This window comes from Candidatus Desulforudis audaxviator MP104C (assembly GCF_000018425.1).
Classification (GTDB): domain Bacteria; phylum Bacillota; class Desulfotomaculia; order Desulfotomaculales; family Desulforudaceae; genus Desulforudis; species Desulforudis audaxviator.
In genome coordinates, this window is the sequence record NC_010424.1 from 1,103,337 (window position 1) to 1,116,628 (window position 13,292).

At 60.8% G+C, this 13,292-nt stretch carries 13 protein-coding genes and 1 tRNA gene; 11 read left to right on the forward strand and 3 right to left on the reverse strand.

Annotated features, from left to right (window positions below):
* Positions 1 to 156: 156 nt before the first annotated feature.
* From DAUD_RS05270 to DAUD_RS05315, 10 genes are all read left to right on the forward strand, one after another.
* The gene (locus tag DAUD_RS05270; protein WP_012302146.1) at positions 157 to 576 is read left to right on the forward strand and encodes a CoA-binding protein; all 420 of its coding nucleotides are present in this window, start codon (positions 157 to 159) and stop codon (positions 574 to 576) included.
* Positions 577 to 1,038: a tRNA (cytidine(34)-2'-O)-methyltransferase gene (locus DAUD_RS05275; protein ID WP_012302147.1), complete on the forward strand. Its 462-nt coding sequence runs from the start codon at positions 577 to 579 to the stop codon at positions 1,036 to 1,038.
* A 77-nt stretch (positions 1,039 to 1,115) separates the two neighbouring features.
* Entirely contained in the window at positions 1,116 to 4,343 is a 3,228-nt protein-coding gene (locus tag DAUD_RS05280; RefSeq protein WP_012302148.1) for a DNA polymerase III subunit alpha, read from the forward strand.
* A gap of 97 nt (positions 4,344 to 4,440) precedes the next feature.
* On the forward strand, positions 4,441 to 4,680 hold the full coding sequence (gene mtrB / locus DAUD_RS05285; protein ID WP_012302149.1) for a trp RNA-binding attenuation protein MtrB: 240 nt from the start codon (positions 4,441 to 4,443) through the stop codon (positions 4,678 to 4,680).
* 93 nt (positions 4,681 to 4,773) lie between these two features.
* The gene (locus DAUD_RS05290) at positions 4,774 to 4,962 is read left to right on the forward strand and encodes a hypothetical protein (protein ID WP_041570836.1); all 189 of its coding nucleotides are present in this window, start codon (positions 4,774 to 4,776) and stop codon (positions 4,960 to 4,962) included.
* Positions 4,963 to 4,992: 30 nt separating this feature from the next.
* A complete protein-coding gene (gene accD / locus DAUD_RS05295) occupies positions 4,993 to 5,820 on the forward strand; it encodes an acetyl-CoA carboxylase, carboxyltransferase subunit beta (protein WP_012302151.1) in 828 nt (275 codons plus the stop codon).
* Positions 5,821 to 5,827: 7 nt separating this feature from the next.
* Positions 5,828 to 6,775, forward strand: a complete 948-nt coding sequence (locus DAUD_RS05300; protein WP_012302152.1) for an acetyl-CoA carboxylase carboxyltransferase subunit alpha — start codon at positions 5,828 to 5,830, stop codon at positions 6,773 to 6,775.
* A gap of 96 nt (positions 6,776 to 6,871) precedes the next feature.
* Positions 6,872 to 7,834 (forward strand): 6-phosphofructokinase, encoded by a 963-nt coding sequence (gene pfkA / locus DAUD_RS05305; RefSeq protein WP_012302153.1) that lies wholly within the window; start codon positions 6,872 to 6,874, stop codon positions 7,832 to 7,834.
* A 14-nt stretch (positions 7,835 to 7,848) separates the two neighbouring features.
* Entirely contained in the window at positions 7,849 to 9,606 is a 1,758-nt protein-coding gene (gene pyk / locus DAUD_RS05310; RefSeq protein ID WP_012302154.1) for a pyruvate kinase, read from the forward strand.
* A gap of 100 nt (positions 9,607 to 9,706) precedes the next feature.
* Positions 9,707 to 10,294, forward strand: coding sequence for a DedA family protein (locus DAUD_RS05315; protein WP_012302155.1), 588 nt, complete (start codon positions 9,707 to 9,709; stop codon positions 10,292 to 10,294).
* A gap of 29 nt (positions 10,295 to 10,323) precedes the next feature.
* Here the strand turns inward: DAUD_RS05315 and DAUD_RS05320 are convergent, their stop codons facing one another.
* Positions 10,324 to 10,521, reverse strand: a complete 198-nt coding sequence (locus DAUD_RS05320) for a hypothetical protein (RefSeq protein ID WP_041570837.1) — start codon at positions 10,519 to 10,521, stop codon at positions 10,324 to 10,326.
* A gap of 440 nt (positions 10,522 to 10,961) precedes the next feature.
* Between DAUD_RS05320 and DAUD_RS05325 the strand changes: the two genes are divergently transcribed.
* Positions 10,962 to 12,179, forward strand: a complete 1,218-nt coding sequence (locus DAUD_RS05325; protein ID WP_012302156.1) for a cofactor-independent phosphoglycerate mutase — start codon at positions 10,962 to 10,964, stop codon at positions 12,177 to 12,179.
* A gap of 90 nt (positions 12,180 to 12,269) precedes the next feature.
* On the opposite strand, the gene DAUD_RS05330 is transcribed toward DAUD_RS05325, so the two are convergent.
* Entirely contained in the window at positions 12,270 to 12,863 is a 594-nt protein-coding gene (locus DAUD_RS05330; protein ID WP_012302157.1) for a superoxide dismutase, read from the reverse strand.
* 244 nt (positions 12,864 to 13,107) lie between these two features.
* Positions 13,108 to 13,195: transfer RNA gene (locus tag DAUD_RS05335), tRNA-Leu, on the reverse strand.
* Between the last annotated feature and the right edge of the window lie 97 nt (positions 13,196 to 13,292).

Below are 13,292 nucleotides of genomic sequence, written 5' to 3' on the forward strand. Positions count from 1 at the left end.
ACGCTCCTAGCGCTACTAAGTTAAGTTAAGTTGATCCGGAGACTGTTGAGAAAACCTTAAGCCTTCTTCTTACCTTACCGTGGCTGGAAATCTTGCCAAACTGAGCTTTGAGGTTCTGGCGAAAAACTCAACTTGGTGTAAGAGGGTGAGCGAAACATGACTGGTGAAGTTTCGGACGCCGAACTCCGCGAGCTGTTACAACCGGGCCGCAGAGTGGCGGTGGTGGGCCTCTCGCCCAAACCGGACCGCGACAGCCACCGGGTGGCGGCCTACCTCCAGGCAAAAGGTTTCCGCGTTCTTCCGGTCCATCCCAAGGCCCGGGAGATTCTCGGGGAGCCGGTCTATGCCCGTCTAGAAGAGGTGCCCCCGCCGGTGGACATGGTATACATTTTTCGCAAGGGTTCCGAAGTGCTCCCGTTTGTGGAGACGGCCGCCGGGTTGCGGCCGCTGGCGGTCTGGCTGCCTCTGGGGGTGACCAGCCCGGAAGCGGTCGAGGTGGCCCGGAGGTACGGCTTTCTCCTGGTGATGGACCGCTGCATGATGATCGAGCACGCTAGGCTCGCAGGAGGGTCGTAAATGGTGCACGTTGTCCTGGTGGAACCGGAGATCCCCCAGAATACCGGAAACATCGCCCGTACCTGCGCGGCCACCGGCTCGGTCCTGCACCTGGTTCACCCGCTGGGATTCTCGGTTTCCAACCGGTATCTGAAGCGGGCCGGACTGGACTACTGGCATCTGGTTGAAGTGCACCACCACCCCAGTTTTGACGAGGTTTGCCGGCGCTACCCCGATCGGCCCTTTTTCTTTGCCACTGCGCGTCGGGGTCGTCGCTACACCGATGCCCGATACCCGGACGGGTCCTTTTTGGTGTTCGGCAAGGAAACCACCGGGCTACCGGCGGAACTCCTCGAAGCGAACGCCGAGCAGTGCGTGCGGCTGCCCCAGCGGGAACCAGCCCGGTCCTTGAATCTGTCCAACGCTGTGGCCGTGCTGGTGTACGAGGCGCTGCGCCAGCAGGGCTTTCCGGGACTCCGCTGAATAGTTGTCAACTTTTCCCTCCCGGCAGGAAACACCGCCGGTTTTCCCGAATCCCTACCCGGGAGGCGAAGGCTTTCGTGACTGACTTTGTCCATCTGCACACCCACACCGAATACAGCTTGCTGGACGGGGCGGCCCGCATCAAAGACCTAGTCCGGCGGGCGGCTGAATTTGGTATGCCCGCCCTGGCGATTACGGACCACGGGACCATGTTCGGGGTGGTCGAGTTTTACAAGGCCTGCCGGAACGCGGGTGTCAAGCCGGTCATCGGCTGCGAGGTCTACGTGGCACCGCGCACCCGGCACGACCGCCAGTCCGGCATTGACGACAAGCTGGCGCACCTGGTGCTCCTGGCCGAGAACGAGCGGGGTTACAGGAACCTGCTCCGACTGGTCTCGCTTTCGTTTACAGAAGGTTTTTATTACAAACCCCGGATCGACCGGGAGATTCTGGCGACACACCGGGAGGGCCTGATCGCCCTGAGCGCGTGCTTGGCGGGAGAGATCCCGGAACTGATACTGGCCGGGAAGCCGGACCGAGCCCTGGAAACAGCCGCTGAATACCGTGACCTCTTCGGGAAAAACTTCTACCTGGAACTCCAGGATCACGGCCTGCCGGGACAGTCAGTCGTGAACCGTGGCCTGGTCGATATTGGCAAACGGCTGGGGATTGAGCTGGTAGCCACCAACGACGTCCACTACGTGGAGCGGGAACAGGCGGAAAACCAGGACATCCTCCTGTGTATCCAGACGGGGAAGACGGTGCACGATGCCGGGCGGCTGCGGTTTGAGGGCGACCAATTCTATTTCAAGAGCGGGGGCGAAATGGCCCGCCTGTTTGCGGAGTTGCCCGCAGCCTTGGCGAACACCCGGCTGATCGCCGAACGCTGCAACCTCACCCTCGACTTTGAAACGCTCCACCTACCCGAATACCGGGTACCGCCCAACTACGATGCGGACACCTACCTGGCCGAGTTGTGCCACCAGGGTCTCGCGCGGCGTTATTCCCCGGTCAGCGATGACATCCGCCGCCGGCTCGACTACGAGCTGAGGGTCATCGCGGAGATGAAGTACAGTTCCTACTTTCTAATCGTTTGGGATTTCATCCGGTTTGCCCGTGAAAAGGGCATTCTAGTGGGGCCGGGCCGGGGTTCGGCGGCCGGCAGCCTAGTGGCCTATTCCCTCGGGATCACGAACATCGACCCCCTGGCTTACGGCCTGCTGTTCGAACGGTTCCTGAATCCCGAGCGGATCTCCCTGCCGGACATCGACAGCGACTTCTGTTTTGAACGCCGGGGGGAAGTCATCGACTACGTGTTCGAAAAATACGGCCGCGACTGCGTGGCCCAGATCATCACCTTCGGGACCATGGCCGCCCGCGCCGCCGTGCGCGACGTGGGGCGGGCGCTGGGGCTGCCCTATGCCGAGGTGGACCGGATCGCGAAGCTCATCCCCGGCGAACCGGGGATGAGCATTGAAAAAGCGCTTGAGCGATCACCCGAACTTGCCGAACTGTACGAGCGGGATGAAAACGTGCGCAAGGTGCTTGAGGCGGCCCGTGCCCTGGAAGGGATGCCCCGGCACGCGTCCATACACGCCGCGGGGGTGGTGATCGCCAAAGAGAAGCTCACCAACTACGTCCCGCTGTACCGCACTTCGGACGGGGTAGTGGCCACCCAGTTCTCCATGGAAGCCATCGAGGAGCTTGGTCTTCTGAAAATGGACCTTTTGGGCTTGCGCACACTGACGGTGATCGGGGACACGGTGGAATTGATCCGGCGTCACCGGGGGCAGAAGCTCGAGATGGAGACCATCCCGCTGGACGACCCGGCGACTTACGATCTCCTGGGACGCGGGGATACCGCTGGCGTTTTTCAGCTGGAGTCCAGCGGGATGCGCAGCATTCTACGCGAACTCCGCCCGGAGGTTTTTGAAGACGTGATCGCCCTGGTGGCCCTGTACCGACCCGGACCCCTGGGCAGCAGGATGGTTGAGGATTTCATCAAACGCAAGCACGGCAAGACCGAGGTGCAGTACCTCCACCCGAAGTTAAGGCCGATTTTGAAGGACACCTACGGGGTAATCCTGTACCAGGAACAGGTAATGCGCATTGCCAGCGACCTGGCCGGTTTCAGTCTCGGGGAGGCGGACCTCTTGCGCCGGGCTATGGGCAAGAAGAAGCCCGAAATCATCGCCGGGTTGCGCGATCAATTCCTGGAGGGCGCCACGGCGCACGGGGTGGACCCGGCGGTGGCCGGGCAGATTTTCGACCTGATGGCCTATTTCGCCGGCTACGGCTTCAACAAGTCCCACAGCGCCGCCTACGCGCTGATTGCGTACCAGACCGCCTACCTGAAGGCGAATTACCCGATCGAGTATATGGCGGCACTGTTGACCTCTGTCAGGGATAGTCCGGAGAAGGTCTCCAGCTACGTGGAGGAGTGCCGGCGCCTGGGGATCGAGGTGCTCCCGCCGGACGTGAATGAAAGCCGCAAGGACTTCACGGTGGTGGGTGACAAGATCAGGTTTGGTTTGGCCGGGGTAAGGAACGTGGGAGAGGCGGCGGTGAACGCGGTCATCGAGACCCGCGAACGGAACGGTCCGTTCAGGAGCCTGCCGGATTTCTGCTCCCGGTTGGATGGAAAGGTGGTCAACAAACGAATGGTGGAGAGCCTGATCCGGGCCGGCGCTTTTTCCAGCCTCGGTTTCCGGAGGACGCAGCTTCTGGCCGTGATGGACGAGGCTTTGAGCTTCTCCCAACGATTGCAGAAGGAAAAGGAATCAGGCCAGTTGAGCCTCTTCGGGGACTGGGGGGATTTCGGGGGGGAGGGAACGGCGGCGGCCGCTCCGGAAATAGTGGTGCCGCACCTGGCGGAGTTCGAGCGCCACGAGATTCTGGCCATGGAAAAGGAAATGCTCGGGCTATACTTAAGCGGTCACCCCCTGCAGGAGTTCAAGGACACCTTGCGCCGCCTGACGACGGTTAATGCCGTGGAGATTCCGGAGCTGAACCCCGGGCAGCAGGTCATCCTCGGTGGGCTGGTGGTTGGGTTGAAGACGATCACCACCCGCAAAGGGGAGCCGATGTGTTTCTTGAACCTGGAGGACCTGACGTCACGCGCCGAGATCGTAATTTTCCCCAGGGTCTATGCCCGTTTCCGGCACCTGTTGCGGCCGGACGCGGTGATACTGGTCAACGGCACCGTGAATAATAACGGGGAAGGGAACAAGATCGTGGGAGACTATATCACGGACCTCGAACCGGGCGGTCCTGACCTGCTCGAGAACCACCCGTTCGGGGGCTGAACTTTCGGGGATGACGGGTATTGCCGTTCGTATCCTTGTCAACCAGGTTTTAGATGTGGTATCATACAACTGAAGTTGACAGCGAGGTGCACCGAATATGGGTGATTCCTGGGCATCGGAATATGTGATCATCAAAGCTCTGGAAAACGGGGTAACGATCATGGGTCTTACCCGGGGGCGGGAAACCAAGTTCCATCACACGGAAAAATTGGACCGGGGCGAAATAATGGTGGCCCAGTTTACCGAGCACACGGCGGCAATCAAGATCCGGGGCCGGGCTGAAGTCTACACCAGACACGGGATGATCTGCACTGAGAATCACGGTATCCAGGGCTGACGCTCTGGATATAATTCTTTCTAGTCAAAAAAGGAATTTCGGACCGAAGGGTGAAGGTACTTTTGGTGACTGGAAGGAATGGAGGCTTTTCCCGTGTGGACCGTAGTTTATATTACCCCGAACGTGACTGAAGCAGAAACCATCCGGGATCACTTGAGCCGCGAGGGTGTGCTGGTCAGACTGCGCAAGATCGGTCCGGAAGACGGTGACGGCCAATCACTGGAGATTCTGGTGCCTGAAGCCGAAGTTGGTGAAGCGCTAGAAGTACTGAACACCTTGTAGGAACGAAAGAGGTGGAGAGTCGTTTTTGACTTGTTCAAGAAATCCAAGTACTTTACGGTCCGGCCGGAAACAAAGCGGGAAATACCGGAGGGCCTCTGGATCAAGTGCCAGTGCGGCGCGATTCTCTTTGCCAAGGACCTGGAGCGGAACCTGAAAGTCTGCCAGAAATGTGCCCACCACTTCCGGCTCACCGCGAGGGAACGGATTAGGATCACACTGGATACGGAGGATTTCGAAGAACTGGACGCCGGGCTTGCCCCGCGGGACCTGCTGGGATTCCCCGGCTATGCCGAGCGGCTGGCGGCGAACCAGAAGCAGACCGGGCTGAATGAAGCCGCGATCAGCGCCGAGGGAACCATTGGCGGTCACCGGGTGGTGCTGGTGGTCATGGATTCCCATTTCATTATGGGCAGCATGGGTACGGTGGTCGGGGAGAAAGTGGCCCGCGCCGCCGAACACGCTGTACGGAACAGACTGCCGCTGATTGTATTTTCTGCTTCCGGGGGGGCCCGGATGCAAGAAGGGATTCTCTCCCTTATGCAGATGGCCAAAACGGCGGCGGCCATCGGCCGATTGGATAGCGCCGGCCTGCTGTACGTGTCGGTGCTTACCGATCCGACCATGGGCGGGGTCAGTGCGAGCTTTGCTTTTCTGGGGGACATCATCTTGGCTGAGCCCGGAGCGCTCATTGGGTTTGCCGGGCCGCGGGTGATCGAGCAGACTATCCGGCAGAAATTGCCGGACGGCTTTCAACAGGCGGAGTTTTTGCAGGAGCACGGGTTTGTCGACGCGGTGGTGCCCCGCAGCCGGCTGAAGGACACACTGATCAAGATTATTGGTATGCACCAAGCGGGGTGACACATTAATGCCGACTGTGTTTGATTTTGAACGGCCGATCTCGGAACTGGAGACCAAGATTGAGGAGTTAAAGCAGTTTTCCGCCGAGAAGGGGCTGGATTTGAAACACGAAATCGAGGTGCTCGCCGAACGGGCGGCCACGCTTAAGAAAACCATTTACGGCGACCTGAGCCCTTGGCAGAAGGTGCTCATTGCGCGGCACCCGGACCGTCTGGGCTCGCGGGACTACATTGAGAGCTTCTGCTCCGAGTTCATCGAGCTCCACGGGGACCGGGCCTTCGGCGACGATCCCGCCGTGATCGGCGGTATCGGCCGGATGAACGGCTATGTGGTCACCGTGGTGGGTCACCAAAAGGGTCGGGACACCAAGGAGAACCTGGCCCGCAACTTCGGTATGATTCACCCGGAGGGGTGCCGGAAGGTGCTGCGGCTGGCCAGGCAGGCCGAAAAGTTCCAGCGGCCGCTGATTTGCCTGATCGACACTCCCGGGGCACACTGCGGCATCGGGGCGGAGGAACGCGGGCAGGCCGAAGCCATCGCCCGGAACATATCGGCTCTAAGCACACTACGGGTGCCGATCGTCGTGGTGGTCATCGGTGAGGGGGGCAGCGGTGGCGCACTGGCGCTGGGGATCGGGGACCGCCTGTTAATGCAGGAGCACGCCGTTTTTTCCGTCAGTTCCCCGGAAGCCTGTGCCAGCATATTGTGGAAGGATGCGGGCCGGGCCCGTGAAGCTGCGGAGGTGCTGAAAATGACCGCCCAGGATCTGCTCTCCCTGGGAGTGATCGATGAGATTGTTCCCGAACCCTTGGGCGGCGTCCACCGGGATCCGGGGCAGGCGGTGGAGATGCTTCGGGAAAGCCTGTTCCGGAACCTTGATGAACTTTGCCGAATGGACCTCGAACAATTACTGCAAGCCCGCTATCATAAATACCGGACAATCGGAAACTTATAAGTTTAAGAACTAATGCATCATCCCCGACCAGATCGGGGGTGTTTGTCTATGACCGCCCATGCGGCCATTGACGCAAGCCGGAAGGAGTAGCGGGTTTTGCAGCGGATAGGGGTTTTGACCAGCGGTGGGGACGCCCCCGGGATGAACGCCGCGATCCGGGCCGTGGTGCGCAAGGCCATCTACCACGGTCTCGAAGTGATGGGTGTCAGCCGCGGTTTTGCCGGGTTCATCGACGCGGACATCGGACCCATGCAGGTCGGTTCGGTGGCCGATATCATCCACCGGGGCGGGACCATCCTGCGCACCGCCCGATCGGACGAGTTCCAGACGCGGTCGGGCCGGGCGCGCGCTTATCAGAACGTGGAGCGTTTTCGTATTCAGGGGCTGGTGATCATCGGCGGGGACGGTTCTTTTATGGGGGCGAAGCTTTTTCATGAGGAGTTCCAGGTGCCGGTAGTTTGCATTCCGGCCACGATTGACAACGACATACCTGGCACCGAGCTTTCTATCGGGTTTGACACCGCGGTCAACAATGCGGTGGATGCCATCAACAAGATCCGGGATACGGCCACGTCCCACGAGCGACTGTTCATTGTGGAAGTGATGGGGCGCAGGGCCGGTTTCATTGCCCTGGAAGCCGGTCTTGCCGGGGGGGCGGAGTCCATTCTGATCCCGGAGCTGCCGTTTTCCGTGGAAGAGGTTTGCGACAAGTTGATGCGCGGCTACCGGCGCGGTAAACTCCACAGCGTAATCGTCGTTGCCGAAGGGGCGGCAAGCGGTATCGAGTTCGGGCGGGAAATAAAACGGATTACCGGTTTTGATACCAAAGTGACCGTACTGGGCCACCTTCAGCGCGGGGGTACGCCGACCGCCCAGGACCGGGTTTTGGGGAGCCGCCTGGGGGCTCTGGCCGTGGAACTTCTGATGGAAGGGCGGTGCAAGCTCGCGGTCGGAATCCGGAACGGCCGGCCGGACCACTGGGACCTTGATGAATGCCTGGATGGAAAGAAAGAGATTGACCTGGAAGCTTACCGTCTTGCCGGAATCCTGTCAATTTGAGGGTGGGGGTATTTTTGCGCCATACTAAAATAATCTGCACCATTGGCCCAGCTTCGGAATCGGTCGAGGTGCTAAGCCGGATGGTCGAATCCGGGATGAACATTTCCCGCCACAATTTCTCCCACGGTTCCCGGGAGGAACACCGCCGCCGCATCAACAACGTCCGCACGGCCGCCGCGCGGACCGGCAGAACGGTCGGCATAATGGTCGACCTCCGGGGTCCCAAGATCAGAATCGGCGATCTGGAGCCCGAGCCGGTCGAACTCAAGGCCGGGGATGAACTGACCCTAACCACCGAGGTAATCAAGGGAAACCGCCGCCGCATTTCGGTCGATTACCAGCCGTTGCCCCGGGAGGTGGGGCCGGGTAACACCATTTTGCTTGGCGACGGTCTGGTCGGGCTGGAAGTGTTGCGGGTTGAGGGGAGCGAGGTGCTCTGCCGGGTTCTGAACGACGCCTTGCTGACCAGCCGGAAGGGCGTGAATCTGCCGGGTGTGCGGACATCGATCCCCACCGTCACCGAGAAAGACATCAGGGACCTTCATTTCGCCTTGGAGTTGGGCTTTGATTTTGTGGCCGCCTCGTTCGTGCGGCGGGCAGAGGACATCCTTTCGGTGCGCGCAATCCTGGAGAAGTTCGAATCAGAAGCGCACATCGTGGCCAAGATCGAGACCTGGGAGGCGGTCGAGAACCTGGACGACATCATTAAGGTGACGGACGCGGTGATGGTGGCACGCGGTGACTTGGGGCTGGAGATCGCCGCCGAGGAAGTGCCCCTGGTTCAGAAAAAGATCATCGCCCGTTGCAACCTGGCCGGCAAGCCGGTGATCACCGCGACTCAGATGCTGGAATCAATGATCCACAACCCGCGTCCAACCAGGGCCGAGGCTAGTGACGTGGCCAACGCGATTTTGGACGGTACGGACGCCGTGATGCTTTCGGCGGAAACCGCGACCGGGGAATACCCGGTGGCCGCGGTGGAAACCATGGACCGCATCGCCCGTCGGGCGGAAGCCGACCTTCCCTACGGAATGCTGCTTCACCAGCGGCACCGGGACATCTCCCGCCGCACGGTCACCGACGCCATCAGCTACGCCACCTGTGCCACCGCCGCCGACCTCGACGCCGCCGCCATCATTACGGCTACCCAGACCGGGTATACGGCGCGGATGGTGGCCAAGTACCGGCCAGCGAGGCCGATTGTGGCCGTAACACCTCGGGAAGACGTGGTGCGGCGCCTGACCCTGTTGTGGGGGGTGCAGCCGGTCTACGTTCAAGAGGAGATCGAGGACACCGACCGGATGATCTCGGCCTCCATTGAAGCCGCCCTGGCCGCCGGTCTCATCCGCGGCGGCGACCTGGTGGTGATCACCGCCGGCGTGCCGGTGGGCCTGCACGGCAGCACCAACCTGCTCAAAGTGCACACCGTGGGCAATGTCCTGGCCCGGGGCATCGGGATCGGCAACCAGGCGGTGACCGGCAGCCTGAAAATCGCGCACAGCGCTGCGGAAGCCCTGGTCAAGATCGAGCCGGGGGACATCCTGGTCACCCGGGCCACCGACCGGGATTATGTTCCGGCGATCGAAAAGTCATCCGGAGTGATCACCGAAGTCGGCGGGCTGACCTCACACGCCGCCGTGGTGTGCCTGCAGTTCAACCTGCCGGTGATCGTGGGGGTTACGGGGGCGACCGAGATTCTTGACGAAGGGGCGATTGTGACCATCGACGCGTTGCGGGGGTTGGTTTACAGCGGCGCCACCCGCGTGCTCTAGGCGGGACCAAGTCTCCATGACATGAAAGCCCCCCGGGTAAATCTGCCGCGGATGCGGCCGGTCCAGCGGGATATCCTAAGTCCGGGAAGGGGGATGACCGTTGGATTCCGTCCTCGACTGTCTGTCGGCGTTGGGACTGGGCGGCGTGGTGCTGGGAACGGTTCTGGAAGCCTTGGGAGTGCCCTTCTTTCCCGGGGCGGTGGTCATGATTCTGGCCGGGGTGCTGGTGCACCAGGGAGCCCTGAATTTCCCGGCTACGCTCGGAGCGGCCTTCGGCGGATACACGGTGGGCTCGGTGCTGGCCTACCTGCTCGGCAAAAATGTGGGCACCCCGTTCTTCCGGCGGTACGGGCGCTTCCTGCACGTTTCGCCCGAGAAACTGATGCAGGCGCAAACCCTGCCGGCTTATTCAGCTGGTTTTTTTGTGCTTCTGGGCCGGTTCGTGCCCGGTGTCGGCAACCTCACGCCTTACCTGGCCGGTTTGGCCCAGCTTCAGGTGGGCTGGTTCCTTTTATACAACTCGCTTTACGCCTTGGGCTGGGGGACCGTTTACCTTGGAGTGGGGATGTTTTTTGGTTCCCGGTGGCCGGCGATCATCACCTTCATCCAACCGCGCCTGCTCGGAATCGCCGTGCTTGGGGGACTGGCGGTTGTAGCGGTCATGATGCACCTGGATCGAAAACGGTGACTGCCGGCCTGACCGCCCTGGGCGTTTTCCTAAGGTTTCGAGTGGGCGCAGTAGGCTTTGATGCAGTTTCCTTTGGAACTGCGGAACAGGTCTTTGAACAGCCGGTCGAAAAGTTCTTGTTTAAGGCACAAGACACCACCGGGGTTTACCGGGGTGCCGTTGACGAACATGTTGAAGTAAACCAAGCCGTTTACCTCCCGAACCACGGTCAGCGTATAATGGTTCATCTTGGACCCTCCCATACTAATCATATCCTAGTCTGATAAACCAGAATCCAGAATAAGGAACAAAAAACCAGATCAGAATGACAGCAAAACCTTTCCGGTAACTAAATTCGCTACATCGTCCATTGTTTGGCCCCGGATCAAATATTCTCTTACATTTACATTTTGCACGCAGATGTTTACAGCATAGGGATAAATCATAGTTGTCTAGTCCTATTAGCTGTGAATTATCTTTCTTCTTGCCATCTTATGCAGTTGTCTGCATAATAGGCCCTAAACGCGGGTCCGAAGGATACCTTCTCGGACTAGTTATAACCTGGTTCCGGGAATGATTTGGACAGGCGAACGTTATTCCCTGCTGCACCGTGGGATGTTTTCGGGGGGTTGCAGGAGGCGGGCGAAGACGCGCCGAAAAGTCATCCAGGGACGGGAAGGAGTGTGAGGTGCTTTTGAAATACCTGGTGTTGGTGGGAGACGGGATGGCCGACGAGCCCCGGCCGGAACTGGATGGGATGACGCCGCTGCAATACGCCCGGACGCCACACATGGACCTCGTGGCGGCTTGTGGGGAGATCGGGCAGGTACGGACGGTGCCGGCCGGGTACCAACCGGGCAGTGACGTGGCCAATCTCTCGGTGCTGGGTTACGACCCGCAGAAGTATTATACCGGACGGGCGCCGCTGGAGGCGGTGAGCATGGGGATCGACTTGCAGGAACGGGACGTCGCCTTCCGCTGTAACCTGGTTACCCTCACCGACGCGGAACCCTACGAGGAACGGGAAATGGTCGACTACAGCGCCGGTGAAATCAGCACGGCCGAGGCCCGCGAACTGATTCTCTTTTTGGATCGGGAGCTTGGTTCCGAAGCGCTCCGCTTCTATCCGGGCGTCAGCTACCGGCACCTGCTGGTATGGCGGGAAGGACCCGTGGAAACCCGGCTCACCCCGCCGCACGACATTCCGGGAATGGAGGTGCGCGCGCACTTGCCGGCGGGGGTTGGTGACGGGGTACTGAAATCGCTGATGGTACGGAGCGCCGAACTGCTCGCCGGACATCCCGTGAACCGGGCACGCCGGCAGCGAAACGAGCGCACGGCAAACTCCATCTGGTTCTGGGGGCAGGGCCGCCGGCCGGCCCTGCCTCCGTTCCGCGACCTCTTCGGTCTGCAGGGAGCGGTGATCTCGGCCGTCGACCTGATCAAGGGCATCGGGCTGTGCGCCGGCCTGGAAAGCATCGAGGTCGAAGGCGCGACCGGGACGATTCACACCAACTTCCGCGGAAAAGCGGTGGCGGCGCTGAACGCCCTTGCTTCCGGAGCCGATTTCGTCCTGATCCACGTGGAGGCTCCGGACGAGGCCAGTCACCACGGGGATTTAGAAACGAAAATACGGGCGATCGAAGAGATCGACCAGCGAGTGTTGGGGGAGGTCCTCCGCGGGGCGAGGGACATCGGCCCTCTCAGGATAATGGTTCTTCCAGACCACCCCACGCCGCTCCGAACCAGGACCCATTCCGCCGACCCGGTGCCCTTCGCCATACTGCGGGAAGGAACCGGGGGTGGTCGTAAGGCGGAACGGGGGTTTGACGAAGTCTCAGCCGCGCGAAGCGGTGTCTATTTTAGAATCGGCTGCAAGCTGATGCCTTACTTCATCAGGCGCTAGCGGATGGCAGGCAACGGGCCTTTCGGCAAACGCCGGAAGACCCTTCAAGCTCTCGGCGGCCAACAGGCGGGTCTGGTGATCCTTTTCGGTTCAGTCCCCGGCGGATTCGAGCCGGCGGTTCACATCTTCCCAGTTCACCAGGTTCCACCAGGCTTCAACCCAGGCGGCGCGCTTGTTCTGGTACTTTAAGTAGTAGGCGTGCTCCCAGACGTCGCAGGCCAGGAGCGGCACCGTGTTCCAGAGCGCCAAGTTCTGGTGCTTTTCCACGGTGAGTACCTCCAGGCGTCCGAAGTTGCGGTTCCAGCAGAGCAGGGCCCAGCCGGAACCCTCGACCACCGTCGCGGCGGTGGAAAAGTACTTTTGGAAGACCTCAAAGCTCCCGAAGTCAGCTTCGATCCGGGCTGCAATGGCGCCATGAGGATGTCCGCCTCCGTCCGGGCGCATATTTTCCCAGAACAGGGCGTGCAGTTGGTGACCGGCGCCGTGGAAGGCCAGCTCACGCTCCCAGTGCTTCACCAGGGCGTAGTCACCCTTGTCGCGAGCGTCAGCCAGTTTGGCCTCGGCGTTGTTCAGGCCGTCCACGTAGGCCTTGTGGTGCGCGCCATGGTGCAGCCGCACGGTCTGTTCATCCAGGTGGGGCTCTAGGGCGTCATAGGCGTATGGCAGAGGAGGAAGACTGTGCATCGATCTAAACCTCCTTTTTGATTTATCCTGATTCTGACACAACCTGCCCCGGGCACGCAAGTCCGGTTCGTCCCCCGGGCTCACCAAATGGACAAGGTTTTAGGGTGGAGGGTGGCGCCGTGCTGGTCACGGGCCTGGCCGGGGTGACACGGTACACCTGGGACGGCCGACAGATCGTCCGTAGGTAACACAAGAAGCCCGCGGCTGGCTAACCTCCACTCGCCGCGGGTTTGCTGTTCATTTCTGGTGCCGAAGGTGGGAGTCGAACCCACACGGGTGTTGAGCCCGCCGGATTTTGAGTCCGGTGCGTCTGCCAGTTCCGCCACTTCGGCACGACACACCTGAATTATACCATACCCCGCGCGGTCCGGGCAAGAAAGACGGGGAACAAAATCAGCCCTGGGAACAAGAAGGGCAACCGGGAAGAAA

Bases quoted from the DNA above. Each gene is read 5' to 3' on its own strand.
- DAUD_RS05275 (WP_012302147.1), top strand. From the start codon at position 577: ATGGTGCACGTTGTCCTGGTGGAACCGGAGATCCCCCAGAATACCGGA.
- DAUD_RS05300 (WP_012302152.1), top strand. From the start codon at position 5,828: ATGCCGACTGTGTTTGATTTTGAACGGCCGATCTCGGAACTGGAGACC.
- DAUD_RS05330 (WP_012302157.1), bottom strand. From the start codon at position 12,863: ATGCACAGTCTTCCTCCTCTGCCATACGCCTATGACGCCCTAGAGCCC.
- mtrB (WP_012302149.1), top strand. From the start codon at position 4,441: ATGGGTGATTCCTGGGCATCGGAATATGTGATCATCAAAGCTCTGGAA.
- DAUD_RS05270 (WP_012302146.1), top strand. From the start codon at position 157: ATGACTGGTGAAGTTTCGGACGCCGAACTCCGCGAGCTGTTACAACCG.
- DAUD_RS05320 (WP_041570837.1), bottom strand. From the start codon at position 10,521: ATGAACCATTATACGCTGACCGTGGTTCGGGAGGTAAACGGCTTGGTT.